This is a genomic window from Kitasatospora sp. NPDC097643 (assembly GCF_040302625.1).
Lineage (GTDB): Bacteria > Actinomycetota > Actinomycetes > Streptomycetales > Streptomycetaceae > Kitasatospora.
Genome location: NZ_JBEOSA010000002.1, coordinates 1 through 19,188, shown reverse-complemented (window position 1 = coordinate 19,188; position 19,188 = coordinate 1). Strand labels below are relative to the sequence as shown.

Genomic DNA, 19,188 nt, shown 5'->3' with positions numbered 1-19,188 from the left:
GGCAGGCGGGTGGTGGTCTGCTCAGAGATCGAGCAGTTCGGCGACCAAGGCCCGCAGGTACCGGCTGCCGCCGGTGCTGAGGGCGTGGTCTCGGATCGTCGCCAAGGTGGCGGTGTCCGTGCGGCCGAGGGCGTCGCGCACCTCGGGCAGGTAGGGCAGGGCGACGGTGAGTGCGGTGACGCCCAGTGAGGCCAGGACGACGGCGCCCGCCGGGTCGCCCGCCAGCCCTCCGCACGCGGACACGGGGATGCCGTGGTCGGCGCCCGTCTCGGCCACCGCCCGCACGGTGCGCGTGACGGCTACGTGCAGCGGGTCGATGTCGCGGGCGAGGTCCGCGCTGGTCCGCGACATGGCCGTCAGGTACTGGGCGAGGTCGTTCGTGCCGATGCTCAGGAAGTCGACGTGTCCGGCGAACTGGTCGACGGCCAGGGCGCAGGCCGGGACCTCAACCATCACGCCGAGCGGGAGGGCGGGGGCGTCCATCTCCTCCTGCACCCTGCGGGCCGTCTCGGCGGCCTGGAGGAATTCCTCGATGCGGGTGACCATCGGGAACATCAGGCGCAGCTGGGCTCCGTCGTCGCGGGCGGCCCGGTAGGCGGCCCGCAACTGCGGCAGGAACAGGTCCGGTCGGCGCAGACTCAGGCGCAGGCCGCGCACGCCGAGGAACGGGTTGTCCTCGCGGGGCAGGCCGAGTGCCGGCATGTCCTTGTCGCCGCCGATGTCCAGCGTTCGCAGGGTCACGGGGGCACTGTCAACGGCACGGGCGATCTCACGGTAGGCGCGGTAGTGCTGTTCCTCGTCGGTGAGGTCCTGTTCCCGGCCGAGGAACAGCAGCTCGGTGGCGAGCAGGCCGAGGCCGTCGGCGCCGGCCTCGCCGAGCTCGGCAGCCTGGGACGCCCGCGTGATCGTCCCCGTAAGGATGACCGGCGCGTTCCCCGCGTTGGCTCGCGCTCGCGGCTTGGTCAGCCGGCGGTCGCGGTGGGCGGTGGCGGTTGCCAGGTCGCTCCCCGACAGCCCGCTGTAGAGGGCGCCGGTGTCGCCGTCGAGGGCACACATCGCCCCGTCCGGGACGGCCAGAACCGAGTCGCCAGCCGCGACGGTCGTCGGGATTCCGAGGCTGTAGGCGACTTGCACGGCATGGGAGGTGGGGCCTCCGGCGGCCGTGCAGAACGCGGCGATCCGGGTGAGGTCCAGGGCGGAGGTGTCCGCGGGCGTCAGGTCGTAGGCGATCAGGATGTAGGGTCCGTCGACTTCGGGCTGAGGGCCATGCAGTTGGCGCGCCGGGGCCACCGCGAACCCGCGGGTGCCAGCTGCTCCATCGTGCCGGATGACACAGCCGGAGAACACCAGCGGGTTGTCCTTGACGCCGTTCGCGCGCAGGTCCCCGGCGCTGCCGCCCTCGATGTCCTGGGTCGGGTCCTTGCTGCTGGCCGTGGAGTTCATGTCGGTGCCTCCCTCGTCGGGAACCGGGATCGTCCGAGGTGCGCCGGGTGCGACCGACCGGGCGTTGGGCAAGGTCGCTGCTGCGGCGAACCGTTGTGGCCGCAAACTGGCGCGGGCCGCCGGCCGTGCGAGTTCCGTGCGCGGCGGGCTCACCAGGTCGGCAGGCCCGCGGGATCGCTACTGTCCGCCCGCACCGGGTGGTGACGGAAGCTGCCGCGCGTTGCCTCGCGCTGCCTCGTGTTGCTCCCTGTTGCCTTCGGGTGCATGGGACTTGATCAGTGGTGACGCATCGTCAAAGCTGGAGCCGACACCATTGCAGGGAGGGCATCGTGGCCAAGGCGGTCGAGGTCGGGCAGTCCATCCACCCGCTCACCGCGTTGCTGGTCCGCGACGGGCTCAGTGCCACGCGCTACCTCACGCGGATTGACCAGGCGCACCAGGAACTGGGTTTCGGAGCGATGGCTGTCCGCAGGGAGAAGCTCACGCGGTGGACACGAAAGGGCGTGACCCCCGAACGGCCTGCGCTGCTGGCCATGGCCCGCTACCACGGCATCGCCCTCACAGACGTCGACCGGTACGGCTGGCCGGACTTCCTGTACCTGGCTCTCCACGACGATGGCGTCATCCTGGAGTCGCCCTGGACGGCAGCGGGTACGGTCCTCTCACTGACTGACCTAGGAGGTCACGTGGACCGGCGCGCCTTCCTCATCACGTCCACCGGCGCGCTCGGGGCGATCCTCGCCCAGTGGCAAACCGCCGATCCCTCGCTCGCCCTCCCCACCACGGGCCGCAGGCTCGGCACGAGCGACGCCCAGCTCTTCGAACTTCGCCTGGACGCACTTCGGCATCTCGACGACACCGTGGGATCCGAGCAGGTCTACCAAGGCGCCGTCTTCGAACTGCAGATGATCCGGGACCGGATCATCAACGCCACCTACACCGAGGAGACCGGCCGCCGGCTGTTCGCCGCCGCAGCCGAGGCGTCCCGGCTGGCCGGATGGTGCGCCTACGACGAGGGCCGGCACGCCGCCGCCGAGCGGCACTTCGTCACCGCCCTGCGCGCCGCCGCCACCGCCCAGGACCCGACTCTGGGCGCCCTCGTGCTCGGGTTCTGGGCCAACCTCCGCTACAACGCCGAGAAGAGCGATCCCCGGGGCGCGCTGCACCTGATCGACGCGGCGATGTCCGACCGGAAGAAGATCTCCTCACCCCGCGTACGGGCCATGCTCCACGCCCGCGCGGCCCGAGCCCACTCCAAGGCCGGCGAGAGCACCGCTGCCTACGGTCACATCGACAACGCGCTCGCGGCATACGAAAGCGCCGAAGCGATCGAGGCCGACCTGCCCGCCCTGTACTGGCTGTCACGGGGCGAGATCCACCAAGTCGCCGCGAGCTCGGCGCTCAGCCTGGGCGAGCCTCGAAAAGCCCTGGACCACTTCACCGCCGCCGCCACCCAGGAAGACCCGTACGACACCGAACGCGAGATCCGCGGCACCGTCATCTACGAGGCCCGACGCGCCGAGGCCCATCTGGCGCTCGGCGAACTCGACGCCGCCGTCACCATCGGACACCACGTCATCGACGCGATGGGCGGCGTCGACTCAGCCCGCTCCACCACCACACTCGCCGACCTGCGCACACAGTTGCGCCGGCACCGGCACGTCCCGACCGTCGCCGAGTTCCTCAGCATCTCGGCCTGACCTCAAGCGATCGGCCCCTTCGGGCCGACGGCACCGAACGTCCAGGAGGCTCACCCGTCTGTCGGCCAGGCCCGCGAGCCCGGCCGATTAGACGGGGTATGCACCTGGACGTCCGGCGCGAAATCCAGCTGAACGCCTGTTCCCGGAGTCGCACCGCCCGTCCGAAATCCGCGTTGGGCACCAGGCGCGGCTCTACCTGTCCAGCGTCCGGTGGTACGGAGCACTGCTGTACATGGAGCGGGTGAGCCTGCGCGGCCGGTCGCCGTTCCGGTAGGCGCAGCCACGGTGCGAGACCCGGTCGTTCCGGAAGATCAACATTTCCCCCGGTGCGAGACGGATGCGAGCGGAATGCGCTTCTACCGCCGGTCCGCGAAGGTAGTCCAACGCCCGTTGCAGGGCGGGATTCCCCGGAGTGTTCCACAGCTCGGTCGTCCCGTCCGAGAAGCGGGTGACCAGCTCCCCATCGACCCGGCCGAAGGCCGGCCCTGCGGCGCCAAGGCGCGCGGGGTCCGCAACGGCGATGGTCGCGAACCGCGTCAACGCCTCAGGGTGCTGCAGGCTCATCGCCGCGTCCTCATCGGCCACCGACAGCTTCAAGAACGCCTCGCAGGAGAAGAACAGTTCCGTCTCGCCACCGGTGTGCGCCGGTTCCAGGCAGTGCAGAACGGTCGTCTTGATCCCACCGAGGGGTTCCAGCAGACCATCCACGTGGAACTGCTGGCCCGCCATCTCGGACCACGGCAGCACCGAGGTGCTGTCCCGGGGGATCTCGTTGTACGGCCCCACCTGGCCAACCACGTCACACACCTCGGGGTCCCTGTAGAGGACCGGCGTGTAGGCGTCGGACAGGCCCAGCGATCGGGCGATGTTCCTGTGCGCGTCGAACGGGTCATCCGCCGTCACCAGCGCCGAGATGACGGCGTACCCGCGTTCATTCACTTCGGAGATCAGTTCAAGATCCGTCACGTGCGAGCCTCCTCTTGCATGTGCTGTGCGGTATTCCTGCGGCGGTCTCGAGTCAGACACATCGCGCGCTCTTGGCCGATCTGTCCAGGGCGCCAGGCTCCTTTGCGGTGCCCAGCGCGGCGAGCGGACGGACTGGCTTGGTCGGCCTGGCCGTCACGTGGTCGGTGCCGATGCCGTCGTCCACCCCAGCCTTGACGTTGGCGCCTCTCTGGGCAACGGCCGCGACATATAAGGCAACACGAGACGACAGGCGGGAACCGTCAACAGCCGGATGGGGGTCAACAGACGGCAACGACGAGCCCGATGCTGCCAAGACGGGGCCCCCGCCGAGCGAGCAATACCCAACTCAGTGCCGGTCGGACGGTTGGCCCGCCACCGTACAAGCGGTGGAAATCCTGTTGCCCACCCCAGCTCACTGCCGCTTCTATTGCAGGATGGAGACGACAACTCGCTCTCTGAGCAAGGAATTTCAGCGTGACGGCTACTGCGTTCTGCCCGATGTGCTCACCGCCGAGCAGGTGGACCACTGGCGCTCGACGCTCGCGCGGCACGTTACGGCCCAACCGCCCGAGTCCGGCCGCACCGGTCCGTACTTCCTGTGGCCGGCCCTCGCCGATCACGCCGACCTGCGCGCCCTCTACGAGGAGAGCGGCATCAACAGCGCCGTCCGCCCGTTCCTGCGGCCCGACCTCGCCCTGCCGGACCCGGAGGTCGCGCAGCTGGCGATCACCCTGCCTCCGCACCCACGCCACCCCGGCGCCCCTCACATCGACGGCCTCACCCCCACCGAGGACGACGGCCGCCCCGGCACGTTCACCGTCCTGGCCGGCCTCCTACTCACTGACCAGCGCCAGCGCGACCGCGGCAACCTGTGGGTGTGGCCGGGCACGCACCTGAGCACGGCAGCGTGGCTGCGCCGCCACGGCGCGGACGCCCTGCGCGACGCCGCGCCCTACCCGCCCGTGGACCTGCCCGCCCCGCTCCAGGTGACCGGCGCGGTCGGAAGCCTGGTCCTCGTCCACTACCTGCTCGCCCACAACATCGGCGGCCACTTCGGAACCGCCGACGACGAGCGCCGCGAGACCGTGTACTTCCGGCTGCGCACCGTCGGCCATCGCGAACGCTGGCGTGCAGCGGTGACGGACCCGCTGTCGGAGTTCGCGCTGCCGGATTAGTCGGGGCTTCGTCACGGGCGGCGCGCGATGATCGCCTCCGTGCGGATCGTCTGCTCGAAGGTGCCAGACGGGTCGAAGGCCAGCAGGGCGTCGCGGACGTCGTTCACGAACGCCTTCGTATCCGGGCCGAGTTGGCGCGGGCTGCTGTAGCTGTAGGAGAGCTGCAGGCCGGCCACCTCGTCCGCGGTCCGGGTGATCGTCCGGTCCCAGTGTGCGGTCTCAATCCGAGAGAACGGGGAGCGGGCCAGCACGTCCTGGTGGCGCCCGGCCGGGTGCGCGTAGGTGCCGCGCCCGGCCCGGCGCTCCGGGCCGAGGTATCGAACCCGGACCTCCCTGATCACCTCCGACCAGGGCTGCGGCGCGATGTCACCCCGAGGCCCGCCGGAGGCCAGTACGATCGCACCTCCCTCATCGATGAGAGCGTCCAGATCCCGGGCGACGGCGACACGATCCATCCAGTGGAAGGCGGCTCCGACGGTCACCAGCCGTAGCGGCGGCAGGTCCATGCTGGCCAGTTGCGCCGCCTCGCCCAGACGCCACTCGATGTTGGTCACGCTGGCGGCTGCGGCGAGCGCTCGGGCCTCGGCAAGCATGCCCGGTTGCGGATCGACGGCAATCACCGAGCTCACCAGGCAGGCCAGGGGCAGGGCCACCGCTCCAGTGCCGGTGCCCAAATCCAATGCGCACCCGGTTCCGTCAAGGCCGATGCGTTCAGCGACGTGGGTGAACATCCGCTCGTCGTAGCCCGGCCGATAGGCCGCGTAGTACGGCGCCGTGCCGTCGAACAGCTCGGCCGGCTCATTCCTCGTGTCCGCCACGCAGCCATCCTGCCACCGCCGCACCAGCCACAGCGGTCGGTGTCCAGCCTCCGGGAGTCGAGCGGCGGTCCAAGTGTCCACGCTTGAAAGCCAGTCGGCGCTGGTTCATCAGACACAGCTGGCCTCTGAAACGTTGCAGTGCCGTGGCCGTACTCGGCACGCGCGACCTCGGCGCCTCGGACTTCTTGTGCAATGTGTCCGCCAGCCCGACAGCCCCTGCAAGCAAAGGCCCCAGACGACTAGGCTGGCCCGAGTTGGGGCAGCCAGTGGCGCCCGACCGGCCGCTGGTGTCCGGTCCGGTGCGATTCAGATCCATCGCAAGACCAAGGAGACACCAACGTGGCAGACCGCAAGCCCATCGAGTCATGGCTGACCGACATGGACGGGGTCCTCATTCACGAGGGCACCCCGATCCCGGGGGCGGACGAGTTCATCCGCAAGCTGCGGGACTCTGGAAAGCCGTTCCTGGTGCTGACCAACAACTCGATTTACACCCAGCGCGACCTGCACGCCAGGCTCGCCCGAATGGGACTCGACGTGCCGGTTGAGCACATCTGGACCTCGGCGCTGGCCACGGCGAAGTTCCTCGCTGATCAGCGTCCGAACGGAACCGCCTACGTCATCGGGGAAGCTGGGCTTACCACCGCACTCCACGATGTCGGTTACGTTCTCACGGACACCGATCCCGACTTCGTGATTCTCGGCGAAACGCGAACCTACTCCTTCGAAGCAATGACCAAGGCCGTTCGCCTCATCAACGACGGCGCTCGGTTCATCGCCACCAATCCGGACGAGACCGGCCCGTCCGCTGAAGGAGCACTCCCTGCAACGGGAGCCGTGGCGGCCCTCATCACGAAGGCGACGGGCGTCGAGCCCTACTTCGTGGGTAAGCCGAACCCCTTGATGATGCGCGCTGGCCTTAACGCCATCGGCGCCCACTCCGAGCACAGCGCGATGATCGGGGACCGCATGGACACCGACATCGTTTCCGGCATGGAAGCAGGAATGACGACCTTCCTGGTTCTCACAGGGCTGACTCAGGCCGAGGACGTCGAACGTTTTCCGTACCGTCCGACCCACGTGGTCAAGTCGATCGCCGACCTGGTCGACCTGGTCTAAGGGACCGAGCGAAATTCGGGTGCTAATCCGACCGAGAAGCGCCGGGAGGGCAAGTCGATCTGGGCCGCTTGTCACTCCCGGCGGCTAAGGTCTGGGATCCGTCCACACCGATGGTTTCGCCTTGAGGAGCAGAGAGTGGCAGGTCCTGACCCTACCCACGCAGGACTGCCTGCCCTGTTCATGGCAGAGCTTTCCGTGTGGCGCGACCGCTGGACGATGTGCATCGTCGGCCCCGATCGCGCTGTCGTGACTGAATCCAATATCGACCTCGGCCCGGCCGACCGTCACACCACTGCCCATCGCGACGATCCGGGCCGGTGGTTGATCGACGTCAGCGGCGACATCGTCCCCGTCCCCCCATTGCACGAAGCTGGACAGGCGGCTGAAGCGGCCGGGTTCGTCGTCGCTGTCGCCGCCCGAGCCGACAGCAAAACCGACCAGGGCTGGACCCAGGTCACACGGGAGATGTGGACCGCCCCCTGCCAACCCGTAGCGCTGTAGCGCACCCCGCTGACTGGCGAGGGGCTCGGTACCTCACGGAACGGCCTCCCGCCGTCACGTGGCCAAGTGGTGCCGACAGGCGCCCACCCGAAGTTGTCGAACCCCATAGAACGCCGAAGGCCCTCCCGCTATTGTGGGAGGGCCTTCGCAGTGTCGAGCTTGCTGTAGTCGATCTGTGACAGGTGGCAACGAACCGCAGGTCAGGGGCAAACACGTTTTATTCGTGCGGGTCTCGCCGAGCACGACGTAGTCCGGGTTGTTGTCGGTCAGCACGTAACCGGCCTGGTACAGGGCGGTGGTGAGACCGGCCTCGCCGATGACGTACGCGGTGCCGCCGGGGCGCTGCCCCTTGAGGAACTTCGCGGTGGCCAGGGCCGAGGTCCAGATGCACTCCTCCGGCACCTCCAGGCCCATGCCGGCCAGGCGGGCGCTCAGGTCGCGCGGAGTGTAGATCGAGTTGTTGGTGAGGACGAGGAACGGCTTGCCGGACTCCCGCAGCCTGCGCAGGAACTCCTCCGCGCCGGGGATCGGCGTGCCCTCGTGGATGAGGACGCCGTCCATGTCGGTCAGCCAGGACTCGATGGGCTTGCGGTCTGCCACGTGCGTGTCTCCCGAGTGTTGCAAACGTCGTGCGATGCCCTGACGGGGCACAGCGTAGTCCGCACAGGTGGTCGACGGCGGCCGGTACGGCTCGGGCCCGGACGGGCTCAGGCGTGGACGGGCGCGGGCTCGGGCAGCGGGACGACCGGGAAGTCGATCTCGGTCCGGCCGACCGAGTTGAAGTAGTTGGTGAAGGTGTTCAGCGCGACCGCGCCGATGATCTCGCCGATCTCGCCGTCCCCGTAGCCGGCGGCCCGGACGTCGGCGAGGTCCTGGTCGGAGACGAAGCCCTTGCTGCGGAGCACCGCCCGGGCGAACCGCAGGGCCGCGGCCTCCTTCGGGTCGGCGGCCGCGGCGTGGCCGCCGGCGGCGAGGTCGGCCTGGCTGACGCCCGCCTTGGCGCCGAGCACGTGGTGGGCGGCGAAGCAGTAGTCGCAGGCGTTCTCGACGGCGGTGACCAGGGCGATCTGCTCGCGCAGACCGGCCCCGAGGCGGCCCTTGGCCAGGGCCCCGCTGAACGAGAGGTAGGCGTCGAGGACGGCGGGCGAGGAGGCCATCGCACGCATCATGTTCGGCGTGACGCCGAGGGCCCGCTCGACCTTGTCGAGGAGGGCCTTGGCGGCGGGTTCGGCGGTCGCGGGGTCGACGGTGCCGAGTCGAGGCATGGCTGTGCTCCGTTTCGCGGTTCGCGTTTCACGTTCGTTGGCAGTGCCAAGTTGTTGTTGGCAGAGCCAAATATAGTTGGCACTGCCTAGAATGCAAGAGCGGCCGGAAGGCGCACCCCCACAGGCCCACGGGAAGGAGGCCGGACGCGATGGCGGATCAGCTGCCGGGGCTCTCGCCCAGCGAACAGCTGCTCATCGGACTGACCAGGCTCGGCCAGGCCGTCCGCCTGAGCACCTGGCACCACGGCGGGCCGGTCCGGCTCACCCCGCTCCAGGCCGACATCCTGCTGTTCCTCGCCGGCGACCAACGGCCACGCCGCCAGGGCGAGATCGTCACCGCCCTCGCCTCCACCGCACCCACCGTCAGCGACGCCGTCCGCACCCTCGTCGGCAAGGAACTGGTGGACCGTCAACGCGACCGGGCGGACTCCCGCGCCGTCACCCTGCGCCTCACCGAGTCCGGACGCACCGAGGCCGAACGGCTCGCCGTCGTCCCGCCCCCGCTGGCCGAGGCGCTCGACGCCCTCGACGGGGACACCGTCGCCGCCATGCTCCGGGGCACCACCACGATGATCCGCACGCTCCAGCGCCACGGCGCCATCCCGGTCTCCCGCACCTGCGTCACCTGCCGCTTCTACCGGCCCGACGCCCACCCCGAGGACCCGCACGCCCCGCACCACTGCGACTTCGTCGACGCGCCGTTCGGCGACGGCCGGCTGCGCCTCGACTGCCCCGACCACGAACCGGCGGTCTTCCCGGACAGCGCAGAGGTGCCCGGCAGCACGGACCCCCACCGAAACCAGGAGCAACCGGGCACCCCGTGATTGAGTGGGGCTCATGACACCGCAGACCCCCCACCCCCTGCCCGACCGGCCGCTCCGCGTCGGCCTGATCGGCTACGGCCTGGCCGGCTCCGCCTTCCACGCCCCGCTCATCGCCACCACCCCGGGGCTGCGACTGGACGCCGTGGTCACCGCCAACCCCGAGCGCCGCGCCCAGCTGCACCACGAACACCCCGGCGCCCGCGCCCTGGACACCCCCGACCAGCTGCTCGCCGACCCCGACGCGCTCGACCTGGTCGTCATCGCCTCCCCCAACCGCACCCACGCCCCGCTCGCCCGCGCCGCCCTGCGCGCCGGGCTGGCCACCGTCGTCGACAAGCCGCTGGCGGGCACGGCCGCCGAGGCGCTGGAACTGTGCCGGCTCGCCGAGGCCCGGGGCGTCCTGCTCTCCGTCTTCCAGAACCGGCGCTGGGACGGCGACTTCCTCACCGCCACCCGGCTGGTGCGCGGCGGCGCGCTCGGCCGGGTGCACCGCTTCGAGTCCCGCTTCGAGCGGTTCCGCCCCAAGCCCAAGGCCGGCTGGCGCGAGCTCGCCGACCCCGCCGAGGTCGGCGGCACGCTGTACGACCTGGGCAGCCACCTGGTCGACCAGGCGCTCACCCTGTTCGGGCCGGTCGAGACGGTGTACGCGGAGATCGACGTCCGCCGGGACGGCGCGGTCGTCGACGACGACGCCTTCCTCGCCCTCACCCACGCCTCCGGCACCCGCTCGCACCTGTGGACCAGCGCCATCACCCCGCTGATCGGCCCGCGGCTGCGGGTGCTCGGCGACACCGCCGGCTACGTCAAGCCCGGCATGGACCCGCAGGAGGCCGACCTGCGGGCCGGCCTGCGCCCCGACGACAGCCGCCCCTGGGGAACCGACCAGCCAGCCCACTACGGCACCCTCGGCACCGACGAGTCCGCCATCACCCTCCCCACCGACCCGGGCGACTACCCCGCCTACTACGCCGGCATCGCCGCCGCCCTCGCCGCCCCCGGCACCCCGCCCCCGGTCGACCCGCACGACGCGGTGGCCACGCTCACCGTCCTGGAGGCCGCCCGCGCCTCGGCCGCCACGGGGACGACGGTGCGGCTGGACTGAGGAGGTTCACCGGGTTCCTGCCGCCCCCTCAGCTCGGCTCATGCGATCGTCAGATGAGCCCTCTGGGGAAGCGGCAGGTCACCGGCGAGGACCGGCTCGGCGCCGGCACCCTCAAATCCCAATGATCTCCACCGCCGAGCCCAGCCCCCGGAAGTCCGCGACGTTGCGGGTGTAGAGCGGCAGGCCGTGCGCCGAGGCGACCGCGGCGATCATCAGGTCGATCCGGCGCGGCCGCGGCTGTCGGCCCGCCGCGATGGTGAGCGTCACCAGCGTGCCGTAGCGGGCCGCGGCGGCCGCGTCGAAGGGCAGCGGGTCGAAGTCCGCCATCGCCGCGCCCAGCACCTCCAGCCGTGCCGCCCGGCTCACCGGGTCGCGGGCCATCGACACGCCCTGCTGCAACTCGGCGAAGGTGATCGCGGTCAGCTCCGGGACGGCCGGCAGATCGGCCGGGCTCAGCAGCGCCAGGTCGATGTAGACGCAGGTGTCCAGCACCCCGGCCGGCCGCCGCCGGGGCGCCCGCCGCCGCTCAGCCACGCCGCCGCTCGAACGGGTCGTCGCCCTCGTCCCCCACCAGTTCCTCCGGCCCGAAGTACTCCTCGGCCTCCTTGCGCATCTCCTGGTAGTCCACCCGCGGCAGCTTCACGTGCCGGGCCACCAGCTCCTCCGCGGTGAGCCGCCGCCGGCCCGCCACCGGCCGCAGCTCCGCGACCTCGACCCCGTTCCTGGTGATGTGGAAGGTCTCCCCGGCCTCCACCGCGTCCATCACCGCGGCGGAGTTGTTCCGGAACTCCCGCTGGGTAATCGTCTTCATGCTCCCCAAGGTAGCCCCGTGTAGCACCGTTGGCTACGGATCCCGCACGGGCCCCGGTCCTGTGCGGGTCTCGAAACGGGAACCGGGCGAGCCCTATGATCGTCCTCGATCTGTGAAGCAGCCGAGGCGCCCGGAGTAGCCGGAGCGCCCGGAACGGCGGCACCGAGGGGAGAGCGGGGCATGAACATCGTCGCGATGCTGCTCGGGCTGCTCCGGGTGCTGACCGGGGAGTGGGTGGCCGACGGGCGGACGCTGACGTCGGTGGCGGCGGTCGCGGCCGTGGTGCTGGTGGCGGGAGCCGTCGCGGGCACGTTGGCCGGGGCGCGACTGCTGGGGGCGCGGGCGCCCGCGGTGGTGCGCAGCGGTGTGCTGCGGCGCCGGGCGTTCCGTACGGCCTTCCTTCCGCAGCGTGATCCGGATGCCCGGGGCAGGCGACGCCCGAGGGCACCGGGTGCGGCCCTGGCGGCCGCGTAGTCCTTCACTGCCCGTTGCAGTCGGGCAGTCCGCCGTAGTTCCGCGGCCGTCCTCCGTCGACCACTCGTGTTCCGAGACCCCGGAGGGCTCGCTCCATCATGTCCGTTCTCGCTGTCCTCGACCCGGCCGTCGCCGTGGCCCACGCCGCCGTCGCCTCGCTCGCCCACGTCCTGCCGACCGCCCTGGCGATCGTCCTGTTCACCGTCGCCGTCCGGCTGGCCCTGCACCCGCTGGCGCGGGCGGCGGCGCGCGGGGAGAAGTCCCGGGCGCGGCTGGCGCCGAAGGTCGCCGAGCTGAACAAGAGGTTCAAGAACCGCCCGGAGAAGCAGCGGGAGGCGCTGGCCGAGCTGTACCGGAAGGAGCAGGTCTCGCCGTTCGCGGGGTGTCTGCCGGTGCTGGTGCAGATCCCGTTCTTCTCGGTGATGTACCGCCTCTTCACCACCCCGAACGACCTGCTGGACCACACCCTGTTCGGGGTTCCGCTGGGCCTGCACGTCGGGGGTGCGCAGGGGGCCGGGCAGCTGGTGGTGTTCGGGCTGCTGTACGCGGGGCTGGCGGCGGTCGGGTTCGTCAACTTCCGCCGGGCCCGGCGCGCGGCGGCGGCGCAGCCCACGCCCCAGCCGGGGGCGGGGCTGCTGCCGTACCTGTCGTTCGGTTCGGTGCTGTTCGCGGCGCTGGTGCCGGTCGCCGCCGGGCTCTACCTGCTGACGACGAGCGTCTGGTCGGCGACCGAGCGGGCCTGGCTGTACCGGGACGGGGCGCAGGCCCCGGCGGCCGCGCTCGTGGTGTAGCCGTACCGGCCCGTCATGGCCGTGGTCAGAAGTGGCGCAGCAGTTCGGGGAAGGTCTTGAGCTGCAGCGTCGCCTCGTCCGGGCCGAGCTCCGCGTGTTCCAGCACCCAGGTGTGCTCGTGCGGGATGAAGACCGTGCGCAGGCCTGCCCCGCGGGCGGGCGCGATGTCGGACTTGGGCGAGTTGCCGATCATCCAGGTCCGGTCGACGTCGAGGCCGAGCTCGGCGGTCAGCCGCCGGTAGGTGTCGACCGACTTCTCGGCGACGATGTGGACGCCGCGGAAGTGGTGGTCGAGCGCGGAGGCCGCGACCTTGCTCTGCTGCTCGTCCTGGTCGCCCTTGGTGAGCAGCAGCAGGTGGTGGCGCTCGGCGAGCTGCGCGAGGGTGTCGGCGACGCCGGGGATCAGCTCGACCTCGCGGGTGGTGAGCGGCGTGAGCAGCTCGTCGATCCGGGCCTGCTCCTCGACCGACGGGATGCGGCCGGTGAGCCGCTGGACGCAGTCGGCGAGGCTCTGCCGGAAGACGGCGGTGCCGTAGCCGAGGGCGGCGGAGTTGGCGGCCTCGACCTCGTCCAGGACGGTCCGGGCACGGTCCCGGTCGGCCGGGGCGGAGACCCAGGTCAGGAAGCCGTCGATGACGCGCTCGAAGAGGACGTTGTTCTCCCAGAGGGTGTCGTCGGCGTCGAAGACGAGGATCTGGTCGGTGTGCATCCGGGGGTTCTCCAGGTCGAGGTCGAGGTCGAGGTCGAGGTCGAGGTCGAGGTCAGGCGAGCAGGCGGGCGGCGCGGTCGAGGGTTTCGCGGAAGTTCGCCTCGGTGGTGCGCTGCCTGGCCTCGTCGACGGTGAGCCACTCCAGCGGGGAGGCCGGGTTCTCCGGGCGGGCCGCGTCGGGGGTGCCGGTGGCGAGCAGGAAGCGCAGGTCCGCGTGTTCGTGAGCCGGTTCGACGGGCGAGGCCGGGACGGGGACGACGGCGAGGTGGACGAGACCGGCGTCGGGCCACGGGGCGAGGTCGGTCAGCCCGGTCTCCTCCAGGCCCTCGCGCAGGGCAATGTCCAGGGGCAGCGTCTCCCCCGGGTCGCCGTGGCCGCCGACCTGGAGCCAGGCCTGCTGGCGGACGTGCCAGCGCAGCAGGACGCTCCGGGTGGGCGGGTGGACGATCAGCGCGGAGGCGGTGAAGTGCAGCGGGGTGCCGCGGTCCCAGGCGTCGGCGGCGCCGACCAGGCGGCGGGCGCGGGCCAGGTCGGCGGTCTCGGTGGGGCCCTGCGGCCGGTGGCGGTCGAGCAGCTCGGCAAGGCCGGGGCTCTGCGCCGCGCCCGTGGTCACCATGGTCAGCTCTCCTCGTTCCGTCCCGGGGGCCTGGTCCTCGCCCCAACCGGCTTGCGGGGGCGGGCGATCGGGCCCGGCCCCGCGGTTGCGGCGAACCCGCGCAGCCTAGCCCGGGGGGTCGTGCGTCGGCACACCGTTTTTGCGCGGTCCCGGGGGTGTGCGGGCCGGTTCGGGCTGGTCAGGAGGGGTGTCCGGGAGGCCTTAGCCTGTGCCGGGGGGTCGTCTCGGAACAGGTGGAGGGATTCGTCATGGTGGCTACTCCGGCACTCGCGGAGCTGCGCGAGGTCTGCCAGCCGCAGGCCAAACTGCAGAGCCGCAACGGTGAGCACTGGGCGGGCCGGCTGTACATGCGGCGCCTCTCGCTGCGGACGACCCGGCGGCTGGTGCGCACGTCGGTGTCGCCGAACACGCTCACCTGGGTGATGGTGGTCTGCGGGGTCGGCGGCGGTGCGGCCCTGCTGATCCCCGGTCTGACCGGCGCGGTGCTGGCGGCGGTGCTGTTCCAGCTGTTCCTGCTCTTCGACTGCGTGGACGGCGAAGTGGCCCGCTGGAAGCGCCAGTTCAGCATGGCCGGGGTGTACGTCGACCGGCTCGGCGCCTACCTGGCGGACGCGGCGCTGATGATCGGCGCGGGCGTGCGGGCGGCCCGGGGCGGGTCGGAACTGTGGGTCTCGGTGGGTCTGGCGGCGGCACTGGGCGTGGTGCTGCTGAAGGCCTCGACGGACCTGGTGGACGTGGCCCGGGCCCGCAGCGGGCGTCCGCCGGCGGACGAGGAGTCCACCCAGCCGCGCTCCCAGGGCATCGCGACCGCGCGGCGGCTCGCCTCCCTGTTCAAGATCCACCGGGTGACGAACGGCATCGAGGCGTCCCTGGTGCTGCTGGCGGCGGCCGTCGTGGACGCGGGGCTCGGCAACCTCGACGCGACCCGGGCGACGGTCGCGGGCATCACGGTGATCACCTGGGGCATGGTGGTGGCGCACCTGGCGTCGATCCTGTCCTCTTCGCGCCTGCGCTGACGTACCGGCCGACGTACCGGCCGACGCATCGGCCGACGTGTCGGCCGACGTGTCGGCTGACGTGTCGGCTGACGCATCGGCTGACGTGCCGACGGGCCCGGCTCCGGCGCGCCGATGACGGGCGGCTCCCCCGCCCGAGGGAGGGATCGGCGCGAAGCCCGTCGGCGGGCGGACGACCCGGACCGGGCCCCGGCGGGAGGGTGGACGCATGACGACGCCGCAGACCGCCGCCACCACCACCGCCGCCGGTTCCGTTCCGCCGCCGCCCCGCTGGGCCGTTCGCGCCGCCCACGTCGCCGCGGTGACCGCGCTGCCGGCGGGCCTGTGGCGGCTGGCACTGGTCGCGGGCTGGCACGGCGGCTACACGGACGAGGGCTACCGCGCGGTGGGGTTCACCGGGTGGGACGGCGTGTGGCCGGTGACGCTGAGCGTGCTCACCGAGGCGCTGGCGCTGCTCACCCTGGGGCTGGTGCAGTCCTGGGGCACGGTGGCGCCGCGTTGGCTCCCGGTCCTCGGCGGGCGGCGGCTGAACCCGCGCCGGGTCGTCCTCGCGGCCTCACTGGGGGCCGCCGGGCTGGTCGTCCTGTGGACCCCGTTCGCTGCCTGGTGGGCGGTATCGCACCCGAACATGACCCCGCTGGGCCACACCCTGGTCGGCTTCCTCTACCTGCCCGCGGTCGCCTGGGGCCCGCTGCTCGCGGCCGTCACCGTCTCGTACCACCGCCGGCACCGCGCAGGAGGAAACCGGGCCTCTGCCCAGCTGAGTCGTTGACGGCCCTACCCCTGCGCGTACGCGGTGAGGACGGTGTCCAGCAGGCCCGGGAAGCGTTCCTCCAGGTCGGCGGCGCGCAGGGCGGTGAGCCGGCGGTTGGCCTCCTCGCGCTGGCGGATCAGGCCGGACTCGCGCAGCACCTTGAAGTGGTGGCTGAGGGTGGAGGCCGCGACGTCCACCGGGAAGGTGCCGCAGGCGCGTTCGGGTTCGGCGCGCAGGGTGCGCACGATGGTCATCCGGGTGGGGTCGGAGAGCGCGTGGAGCACGTCGAGCAGGTCGATCTCGCCGGTCGCGGGGTGGGCGAGCGGCGTACGGCGTCGGCTGCTGCGAGACACGGGCCAACCTCCTTGATCTCGGATGTTCGACAATCATCGAAACTGCGTGGTACCACTGGGCACGTCAATTTCGTCGTTCGTCGAACATCGTAGTTGAGGGGGAGCGCCATGCGCGCACTGGTGATGACCGCACCCGGCGGGGCCGAGAACTCGGAGGTGCAGGAGGTCGAGGCGCCGCAGCCCGGACCGGGCCAGGTGGCGGTGGACGTCGCCTACGCCGGGCTGAACTTCGTCGACGTGATGACCCGCCGGGGCGACGCCGCCTACGCGGGTGGCTGGCCGTACCGGCCGGGCAAGGAGGTCTCCGGCACCGTCCGGGCCGTCGGCGAGGGCGTCACCGGCCTGACGGTGGGCGACCGGGTGGTGGCCGCGCCGGTCGGCGGCGGGCTGGCCGAGGTGGTGGTCGCCGAGGCCGCGCTCACCGTGCCGCTCCCGGACGGGCTCGCGCTGCGCGAGGCGGCCGCCGTCCCGCTCGGCCTGGCCACCGCCGTGCTGCTGCTGACCGACGCGGGCCGCTTCACCCCCGGCGACACCGTCCTGGTGCACTCGGCCGGCGGCGGCATCGGCGGGGCGATCGCCCAGCTGGTCCCGCTGCTCGGCGGCGGCCGGCTGATCGGCACGGTGGGCCGCCCGGAGAAGGCCGCGGCCGTCGTGGCGTCCGGGTACGACGCCGCCTTCGCCCGCGACGGAGGCCTCGGCGACGCCGTCAAGGCGGCCACCGACGGCCGGGGCGTCGACCTCGTGCTCGACCCGCTGGGCACCGAGGCCCTGGAGCTCGACCTGGACGTCACCGCGCCGGGCGGCCGGATCGTCCTGTTCGGCAACGCGGGCGGCGGCGCCGTCGCCGACCTGCCGCCGCTGAGCCGGCTGATCGCCGGGAACCTCACCGTCACCGGCTTCAGCCACCGCTTCCTGGCCGCCACCGCCCCGGACCGACTGGCCCGCGCGATCCGCCGGGTGGTCGACCTGCTCGCCGCCGGCGGGCTGGAGCTGCCGGTCACCGAACTGCCCGGCCTCGCCGACGTCCCCGCCGCGCACGACGCCATGGCGGAACGGCGGGCGACCGGCAAGTACGTCGTCCGGGTCGGCGGTTGAGCCAGGATCAGAGGCTGAAGCGGCTGCCCGGCGCGGCGTAGTCGACCGGTCCGGCGAACCGGGTCGCGGCCCGGGCCACCGCCGGCTCCGGGGTCAGGAACGGCCCGAGGTGGGTGACGATCAGGCGGCCTGCCCGGGCGGCGGTGGCGGTGTCACCGGCGTCCTCGGGGGTGTGGTGCACCTGCGGCTCGCCGGCGGCGGGCGCCTGCGCGAGGTCGGCCTCGCACAGCAACGCGTCGCACCCGGAGGCCAGTTCGGTGAGGGCGGCGCACGGCGCGGAGTCCCCGGAGTAGACCAGCGACCGGCCGGCGCCGTCGACCCGCAGGGCGAACGCCGGGACGTCGTGCCGCACGGCCCGGCTGGTCAGGACGAGTTGGTCGGATTGGCCCGGCTCACCGGGCGGGCCGACGGACACCCGGTGCCCGTCGGTCAACTCGGTGACCGCGAAAGCGGATTCGATCGGGCTGCGGACCGCCGTGTTGGTCAGGAAGTCCGCCAGCCGGTCGGCGATGCCCGGCGGCCCGTAGAGCGGGATCGGCGCGGCGAGCCGGAGGTCCGCGTACCGGGCGCCGTAGAACGCGGTGAGCAGGTCCGCGCAGTGGTCGGCGTGCAGGTGCGAGATCCAGATCGCCGACAGCTCGTCCAGCCGCACGTGCCGTCGCAGCGGGCCCAGCGTCCCGGTGCCCGCGTCGACCCAGACGTGCGTCGCGCCGCTGGAGACCAGGTAGCCGGAGCACGGGTTGTCCGGGCCCGGGTAAGGGCTGGCACTTCCCAGGACGGTGAGGCGGAGCCGATCGTCGAGCATCCCGGAAGCCTACGGCAGGTCAGTTCCAGCGGCCCCCGGCGGCGGACCGGGCGACGAAGTCCTCGAACGACCCGGCCGGGCGACCGAGGGCCTTCGAGTCAACTCCAGCTCAGCGCACCGACGTTCCGGATTCCGGACGAAACCGGGGGCGGTGGCCGCCCTCCCGTTCGGTCCAGACCAATTTTGGTCCAGACCATTGACGCGCGGGCGGGCGGGACCAGAGGATCTTCCGCGGCCGACGGTGATCGCGACACCGGGGCCGGCACTTCCTGTGAACCTTCCGTCCCAACGAAAGGCAAGGAACCATGCGCACTGTCGTCAAGGCCGCCGTCACCACCGCCGTCGCCGGGGTGCTCGCCCTCGGCCTCACCGGCACCGCCTCCGCCGCCACCGGGCCCGCGAACCTCACCGGCCTGGGCTGCCCGGGCTCGTACACCAACAACAACAGCGCCAACGGCGGCGCCACCGGCTGGACCCAGTACCTCCAGTACACCTACACCGGCGGCAACGGGTTCCGGTACGGCCACTACACCGTCTACTACTGGTCGGTGAACGGAAGCAGCAGCTACCAGGGCACGAACGACTACCGCTGCTACTGACGGACCTCCGGGGACGGGCGGGCATCCCGCCCTCCCCGGATCCGTGCCAACCACGGCCCTGCGCGAGAAGTCGGCCCAGCCGCGGCGCACCACGAGTGCCTCGGCGACCAGCTCGGCGACGGCGCGGCGGACGGTGCTCACGGAGGCCCCGTGCGCCCGGGCGAACTCCTGCTCGGTCGGCAGCCCTCATGCTGGAGTGGGCGGATGGATCATGAAGAAGTGCTCGCCCTGTTCGACCGCCAGATGAGGCGC

22 protein-coding genes and 1 pseudogene are annotated in these 19,188 nt (G+C 71.9%); 12 read left to right on the top strand and 11 right to left on the bottom strand.

Annotation, left to right across the window (positions count from 1 at the left end; genetic code table 11):
• Nucleotides 1-21 precede the first annotated feature (21 nt).
• Complete coding sequence (locus tag ABTY15_RS02155) at nt 22-1,443, bottom strand: putative PEP-binding protein (RefSeq protein ID WP_350574636.1); 1,422 nt, start codon at nt 1,441-1,443, stop codon at nt 22-24.
• A gap of 329 nt (nt 1,444-1,772) precedes the next feature.
• On the opposite strand from ABTY15_RS02155, the gene ABTY15_RS02150 reads away from it, so the two are divergent.
• Nucleotides 1,773-3,143: an NsdA family TPR-like regulatory protein gene (locus ABTY15_RS02150; RefSeq protein ID WP_350574634.1), complete on the top strand. Its 1,371-nt coding sequence runs from the start codon at nt 1,773-1,775 to the stop codon at nt 3,141-3,143.
• 192 nt (nt 3,144-3,335) lie between these two features.
• On the opposite strand, the gene ABTY15_RS02145 is transcribed toward ABTY15_RS02150, so the two are convergent.
• Nucleotides 3,336-4,109 (bottom strand): TauD/TfdA family dioxygenase, encoded by a 774-nt coding sequence (locus ABTY15_RS02145; protein ID WP_350574632.1) that lies wholly within the window; start codon nt 4,107-4,109, stop codon nt 3,336-3,338.
• 434 nt (nt 4,110-4,543) lie between these two features.
• On the opposite strand from ABTY15_RS02145, the gene ABTY15_RS02140 reads away from it, so the two are divergent.
• Nucleotides 4,544-5,284 carry a phytanoyl-CoA dioxygenase family protein gene (locus tag ABTY15_RS02140; RefSeq protein ID WP_350574630.1) on the top strand — a complete coding sequence of 247 codons (741 nt, stop codon included), beginning with the start codon at nt 4,544-4,546 and terminating at the stop codon, nt 5,282-5,284.
• Nucleotides 5,285-5,295: 11 nt separating this feature from the next.
• On the opposite strand, the gene ABTY15_RS02135 is transcribed toward ABTY15_RS02140, so the two are convergent.
• Nucleotides 5,296-6,102, bottom strand: coding sequence for a class I SAM-dependent methyltransferase (locus ABTY15_RS02135; protein WP_350574628.1), 807 nt, complete (start codon nt 6,100-6,102; stop codon nt 5,296-5,298).
• Nucleotides 6,103-6,441: 339 nt separating this feature from the next.
• Between ABTY15_RS02135 and ABTY15_RS02130 the strand changes: the two genes are divergently transcribed.
• The gene (locus tag ABTY15_RS02130) at nt 6,442-7,221 is read left to right on the top strand and encodes an HAD-IIA family hydrolase (RefSeq protein WP_350574626.1); all 780 of its coding nucleotides are present in this window, start codon (nt 6,442-6,444) and stop codon (nt 7,219-7,221) included.
• Nucleotides 7,222-7,401: 180 nt separating this feature from the next.
• On the top strand, nt 7,402-7,722 hold the full coding sequence (locus ABTY15_RS02125; protein ID WP_350574624.1) for a hypothetical protein: 321 nt from the start codon (nt 7,402-7,404) through the stop codon (nt 7,720-7,722).
• A 222-nt stretch (nt 7,723-7,944) separates the two neighbouring features.
• Here the strand turns inward: ABTY15_RS02125 and ABTY15_RS02120 are convergent.
• Both ABTY15_RS02120 and ABTY15_RS02115 read right to left on the bottom strand, forming a co-directional pair.
• Nucleotides 7,945-8,322: pseudogene (locus tag ABTY15_RS02120) on the bottom strand (HAD family hydrolase); the annotation flags it as partial.
• A gap of 107 nt (nt 8,323-8,429) precedes the next feature.
• Nucleotides 8,430-8,987 carry a carboxymuconolactone decarboxylase family protein gene (locus ABTY15_RS02115; protein WP_350574622.1) on the bottom strand — a complete coding sequence of 186 codons (558 nt, stop codon included), beginning with the start codon at nt 8,985-8,987 and terminating at the stop codon, nt 8,430-8,432.
• 149 nt (nt 8,988-9,136) lie between these two features.
• Between ABTY15_RS02115 and ABTY15_RS02110 the strand changes: the two genes are divergently transcribed.
• Both ABTY15_RS02110 and ABTY15_RS02105 read left to right on the top strand, forming a co-directional pair.
• The gene (locus ABTY15_RS02110; protein WP_350574621.1) at nt 9,137-9,811 is read left to right on the top strand and encodes a MarR family winged helix-turn-helix transcriptional regulator; all 675 of its coding nucleotides are present in this window, start codon (nt 9,137-9,139) and stop codon (nt 9,809-9,811) included.
• 13 nt (nt 9,812-9,824) lie between these two features.
• Nucleotides 9,825-10,913 carry a Gfo/Idh/MocA family oxidoreductase gene (locus ABTY15_RS02105; protein WP_350574620.1) on the top strand — a complete coding sequence of 363 codons (1,089 nt, stop codon included), beginning with the start codon at nt 9,825-9,827 and terminating at the stop codon, nt 10,911-10,913.
• Nucleotides 10,914-11,024: 111 nt separating this feature from the next.
• Here the strand turns inward: ABTY15_RS02105 and ABTY15_RS02100 are convergent, their stop codons facing one another.
• Entirely contained in the window at nt 11,025-11,447 is a 423-nt protein-coding gene (locus ABTY15_RS02100; RefSeq protein ID WP_313763913.1) for a type II toxin-antitoxin system VapC family toxin, read from the bottom strand.
• Complete coding sequence (locus tag ABTY15_RS02095; protein WP_350574618.1) at nt 11,440-11,724, bottom strand: type II toxin-antitoxin system Phd/YefM family antitoxin; 285 nt, start codon at nt 11,722-11,724, stop codon at nt 11,440-11,442. Before ABTY15_RS02095 ends, ABTY15_RS02100 begins: the two co-directional genes overlap by 8 nt.
• Nucleotides 11,725-11,904: 180 nt before the next feature.
• On the opposite strand from ABTY15_RS02095, the gene ABTY15_RS02090 reads away from it, so the two are divergent.
• Both ABTY15_RS02090 and ABTY15_RS02085 read left to right on the top strand, forming a co-directional pair.
• Nucleotides 11,905-12,198 carry a DUF6412 domain-containing protein gene (locus ABTY15_RS02090; RefSeq protein WP_350574616.1) on the top strand — a complete coding sequence of 98 codons (294 nt, stop codon included), beginning with the start codon at nt 11,905-11,907 and terminating at the stop codon, nt 12,196-12,198.
• 98 nt (nt 12,199-12,296) lie between these two features.
• A complete protein-coding gene (locus ABTY15_RS02085; protein ID WP_350574614.1) occupies nt 12,297-12,989 on the top strand; it encodes a YidC/Oxa1 family membrane protein insertase in 693 nt (230 codons plus the stop codon).
• Nucleotides 12,990-13,014: 25 nt separating this feature from the next.
• On the opposite strand, the gene ABTY15_RS02080 is transcribed toward ABTY15_RS02085, so the two are convergent.
• Nucleotides 13,015-13,698, bottom strand: coding sequence for an HAD family hydrolase (locus ABTY15_RS02080; protein WP_350574612.1), 684 nt, complete (start codon nt 13,696-13,698; stop codon nt 13,015-13,017).
• 52 nt (nt 13,699-13,750) lie between these two features.
• Complete coding sequence (locus ABTY15_RS02075) at nt 13,751-14,314, bottom strand: NUDIX hydrolase (protein ID WP_350574610.1); 564 nt, start codon at nt 14,312-14,314, stop codon at nt 13,751-13,753.
• A 248-nt stretch (nt 14,315-14,562) separates the two neighbouring features.
• Between ABTY15_RS02075 and ABTY15_RS02070 the strand changes: the two genes are divergently transcribed.
• On the top strand, nt 14,563-15,330 hold the full coding sequence (locus tag ABTY15_RS02070; protein WP_350574608.1) for a CDP-alcohol phosphatidyltransferase family protein: 768 nt from the start codon (nt 14,563-14,565) through the stop codon (nt 15,328-15,330).
• Between the two features lie 208 nt (nt 15,331-15,538).
• Entirely contained in the window at nt 15,539-16,102 is a 564-nt protein-coding gene (locus tag ABTY15_RS02065; protein ID WP_350574607.1) for a hypothetical protein, read from the top strand.
• 5 nt (nt 16,103-16,107) lie between these two features.
• Here ABTY15_RS02065 and ABTY15_RS02060 read toward each other — a convergent pair whose 3' ends face one another.
• A complete protein-coding gene (locus tag ABTY15_RS02060) occupies nt 16,108-16,437 on the bottom strand; it encodes an ArsR/SmtB family transcription factor (protein WP_350574605.1) in 330 nt (109 codons plus the stop codon).
• A 108-nt stretch (nt 16,438-16,545) separates the two neighbouring features.
• On the opposite strand from ABTY15_RS02060, the gene ABTY15_RS02055 reads away from it, so the two are divergent.
• Entirely contained in the window at nt 16,546-17,532 is a 987-nt protein-coding gene (locus ABTY15_RS02055; RefSeq protein WP_350574603.1) for a quinone oxidoreductase family protein, read from the top strand.
• 7 nt (nt 17,533-17,539) lie between these two features.
• Here the strand turns inward: ABTY15_RS02055 and ABTY15_RS02050 are convergent, their stop codons facing one another.
• Nucleotides 17,540-18,337: an MBL fold metallo-hydrolase gene (locus tag ABTY15_RS02050; protein WP_350574601.1), complete on the bottom strand. Its 798-nt coding sequence runs from the start codon at nt 18,335-18,337 to the stop codon at nt 17,540-17,542.
• 305 nt (nt 18,338-18,642) lie between these two features.
• On the opposite strand from ABTY15_RS02050, the gene ABTY15_RS02045 reads away from it, so the two are divergent.
• The gene (locus ABTY15_RS02045; protein ID WP_350574599.1) at nt 18,643-18,936 is read left to right on the top strand and encodes a hypothetical protein; all 294 of its coding nucleotides are present in this window, start codon (nt 18,643-18,645) and stop codon (nt 18,934-18,936) included.
• Nucleotides 18,937-19,188 lie beyond the last annotated feature (252 nt).